Source organism: Streptomyces corynorhini, from assembly GCF_003346515.1.
GTDB classification, from domain to species: domain Bacteria; phylum Actinomycetota; class Actinomycetes; order Streptomycetales; family Streptomycetaceae; genus Streptomyces; species Streptomyces corynorhini.
Genome location: NZ_QQNA01000343.1, coordinates 1 through 3365, shown reverse-complemented (window position 1 = coordinate 3365; position 3365 = coordinate 1). Strand labels below are relative to the sequence as shown.

General features: G+C 71.7%; 5 protein-coding genes. 4 read left to right on the top strand and 1 reads right to left on the bottom strand.

Annotation, left to right across the window (positions count from 1 at the left end; all coding sequences use genetic code 11):
- The first annotated feature begins 264 nt into the window (after positions 1-264).
- On the top strand, positions 265-528 hold the full coding sequence (locus DVH02_RS31535) for a GlsB/YeaQ/YmgE family stress response membrane protein (protein ID WP_114627269.1): 264 nt from the start codon (positions 265-267) through the stop codon (positions 526-528).
- A gap of 180 nt (positions 529-708) precedes the next feature.
- Here DVH02_RS31535 and DVH02_RS31530 read toward each other — a convergent pair whose 3' ends face one another.
- On the bottom strand, positions 709-1434 hold the full coding sequence (locus tag DVH02_RS31530) for a histidine phosphatase family protein (protein ID WP_114627268.1): 726 nt from the start codon (positions 1432-1434) through the stop codon (positions 709-711).
- 247 nt (positions 1435-1681) lie between these two features.
- Between DVH02_RS31530 and DVH02_RS31525 the strand changes: the two genes are divergently transcribed.
- From DVH02_RS31525 to DVH02_RS31515, 3 genes are all read left to right on the top strand, one after another.
- On the top strand, positions 1682-1909 hold the full coding sequence (locus DVH02_RS31525; protein WP_114627267.1) for a CbtB domain-containing protein: 228 nt from the start codon (positions 1682-1684) through the stop codon (positions 1907-1909).
- Between the two features lie 25 nt (positions 1910-1934).
- Positions 1935-2846, top strand: a complete 912-nt coding sequence (locus DVH02_RS31520; RefSeq protein ID WP_114627266.1) for a CbtA family protein — start codon at positions 1935-1937, stop codon at positions 2844-2846.
- A 198-nt stretch (positions 2847-3044) separates the two neighbouring features.
- Positions 3045-3365 (top strand): SAM-dependent methyltransferase (locus DVH02_RS31515; protein WP_233518575.1); only part of this gene is annotated, 321 nt, incomplete at its 3' end.

Here is a 3365-nt window from a genome sequence, read left to right as displayed (position 1 = left end):
GGAGCGGGGGCGAGGGGGCCGGGGCGTTCGAGAGGCTGCTGGCGCTCACCGGCCGGGACCCGGGCTGGGAACCGGGCTGAGAGCCGTGTGGTGCCGCGTGTGGGGCGCGTGTGGTGACACGCGCGGGAATCGTCGGCGTACCGCGGTGCGCGGCGGTTAAACCCGATTGGCGAACACTCGCAACGGTGGACTGGACGGGTGTGTGGCGGGCAGATGTCTTGGTATGCACCACTGTCCGCAACGGTTGTGCGAGGAGGAGGGGACATGGAGATTTCCGGCATCGTCATGGCCATTATCGTCGGCATCGTGATCGGTGTGCTCGGTCGGCTCGTGGTGCCCGGACGGCAGCGAATCGGCGTCCTGCTGACCATTCTGGTCGGCATCGTCGCGGCCCTGATCGGTACGGCCATCGCGGCCGGTTTCGGTGTCGCGGACACCAAGGGGATCGACTGGATCGAGCTGATAATCCAGATCGCTCTCGCCGCGGTGGGCGTCGCCGCGCTGGATCGGGTGAAGGGCAGGGGCTGACCCCCGCCGCAGCCACGGGTACGGGCACCGGCACGCGCGCACGCCTCCTGGCACCGGCACGGGCACGCCTCCGGGCGTGCGGTCCTGGCGTACGGCTCCGGGCGTGCGGTCCTGCCGTGCGGTTCGGTGCTCACAGTTCGGGCGCGCGGCTCGGGCGTGCGTGCGGTTCGGGCGCGCGGCTCAGGCGTGCAGAAGGGGACGGCCGCTGAGCAGGTTCCAACGGCCGTTACGCCCGCTGAGTTCGGTGACGGACAGCGGGCGCACGTCAATCCGCCAGAACGCCGACGGGGGCGCCCCGACGGCGTGCACGGTGGCGGCGCGGACGACGTCCGGTTCCGCCACGACGATCACGCGCCGCCCGGTGCCGCCCGCGCCGTCCATCCCGTCTGCCTTGTCCGCCCTGTCCATACCGTTGCCGTTCTCGGCGTCCGGGCCGGCCTCCGCGCCAGGGTGATCGGTCGCGGCGCCCGCCTCCAGCCATTGCGCGACGCGTACGTGGAAGTCGAGCAGGGACTCGCCGCCGTGCGGGGCGGCGGCCGGGTCGGCGAGCCAGGCCGCCACCGCCTGGGGTTCGGCCGAGGCCACCTCGTCCAGCGTCCTGCCCTGCCAGCGGCCCACGGCACACGGTGCGAGGCCGTCCGCCGCCGTCCCGTCCAACGGGTCTGCGGTCAGGCCGAGTACGTGGGCGGTCCTGCGGCAGCGGCGCGTGGGGGAGACGTACAGGGCGGCGGCGCGCGGGAAGCTCTCCCGTACGGCCTCGGCCTGGCGCAGGCCGGTGACGTCCAGGTCGTCGGTGACGTCCAGGTCGTCGTCCCCGGCCGGAGCGGGGAACCGTGCTTCGCGCAGCGCGGTGCTCATGGCGGGTGAGATGAGCATGATCCGGGTCGTCGTCTGTCCTGTGGTCATGGGCTGAAGCCAACTCCTTCCGGGCCCGGGACGCGAGAGGGCCTCTTGGCCCACCTGCCGGTTCGCGGTACGTTCACGTCGATATTTACGACGGCGAGACGGAAGTCCGGTGAGAGTCCGGCACGGTCGCGCCACTGTATGCGGGGATCCGGTCGCGCGCGGCGCGGTGGATCCCGGTGAGTCAGACCCGATGGCCGTCGTACGGGCTCCACTCAATGGGACGCGAGTTCCCCAAGGAGGTTGTGCCATGGCTCAGTCCATAACGCACCCGGTCATTTCTCCCGCCGCCGATACCCCGGTCACCCCGCTTCCGCTGCGCGCGGTGCTGCCGTGGGCCGTGTTCGTGGGCACCCTGATGCTGGTGCTGCTCTACTTCGTCGGCGCGGAACAGGGCGCGACGTCGGTGTTCTCCGGGGCGGGTGTGCACGAGTGGGTGCACGACGGCCGTCATCTTCTCGGCTTCCCCTGCCACTGACGCCGACGACGGAGAGATCACGCACATGCATGCCTCCACCGTCAGAAACCTCCTGGTCCGCGGCATGATCGCGGGCGTGCTGGCCGGACTCCTCGCGTTCGCGCTGGCCTATTTCGCGGGCGAGCCCTCCGTACGGGACTCGATCGCGCAGGAGGAGGCCAACTCCGCGCCGGCACATCAGCACGGCGGCGCGGAGGAGGACCCAGCGGATTCGACCGCTTCCCAGCCGCAGGCACACCATCACGACGAGGAGGAAGAGGAACTGGTCAGCAGGCCGGTGCAGTCGACGTTCGGACTGGCCACCGGCGTTCTGGTGTACGGGGTGGCCGTGGGCGGAATCGCCTCGCTGGTCTTCGCCGTGGGCCTCGGCCGGATCGGCCGGTTCGGGCCGAGAGCGACGGCGGCGCTGATCGCGGGTGCCGCGTTCGTCACGGTCTACCTGGTGCCGTTCCTGAAGTATCCGGCGAATCCGCCCGCGGTCGGTGATCCGGACACCATCGGCAAACGCACCGCGCTGTTCTTCCTGATGATTCTCCTGAGCGTCCTGCTCGCGTTCGCCGCGATCATCGCGGGCAGGCGACTCGCACCGCGCCTGGGCAACTGGAACGCGTCGCTCGCCGCCGGTGCCGGCTACGTCGTCGCGGTGGCCGTGGCGTGTCTGCTGCTGCCCGCGAACACCGACGCCATCCCGGAGACCTTCCCGGCCGCTCTGCTCTGGGAGTTCCGGCTGTCGTCGATCGCCGTGCAAGCGCTGCTGTGGACGGCCTTCGGGCTGATCTTCGGTGCGCTCGCCGACGGCGCGCTCCGCTCGGGGCGGGCCGGGGCGGCGCGGGAAGGAGCGGAAGCATCGGAAGCATCGGAAGGAGTGGAAGGAGTGGAAGAAGTGGAGGGAGCGGCCGGTGTCGCGTCGGAGCGGCCCGCGGGTTCGTCCGGCTGACGGCTGAGCCGTCGCGCAGCCACGGGGGGAGTGCGGGGGAGTGCGGGGTCAGTCGCTGATCCCGCACTCCCTCGTGGTGTGTGCTGACGGGCATCGCGCCGCCGGGAGAGGGCGAGCGGGCGGCCAGTAGAGTTCGGGGTCGGTCTTCTCCCAGCTCAGAGGTGTACGGAAGTGAGTGTCCCGCCCCACGAGGTTCGCGTGTCGGACGCAGGGTCGTCCTCCCCCCTGTCGCCGGTGGCCGTCGTCGGCATCGGCGCCGACGGCTGGACGGGGCTGTCCGGCGGCGCGCGGGAGGTGTTGCGGGCGGCCGAGGTGATCATCGGAGGCCACCGCCAGCTGCGACTGCTCCCCGAGGAGTGCGCGGCTGAGCGCGTGGCATGGCCGTCGCCGCTGCGCCCGGCCGTCCCCGGGCTGCTGGCCGCCCACGCCGGACGCCGGGTCGCGGTGCTGGCCAGCGGTGACCCGATGTTCTACGGGATCGGGCGGACCCTCGCCGAGGTGGCGGAGGCCGGGGCCGTC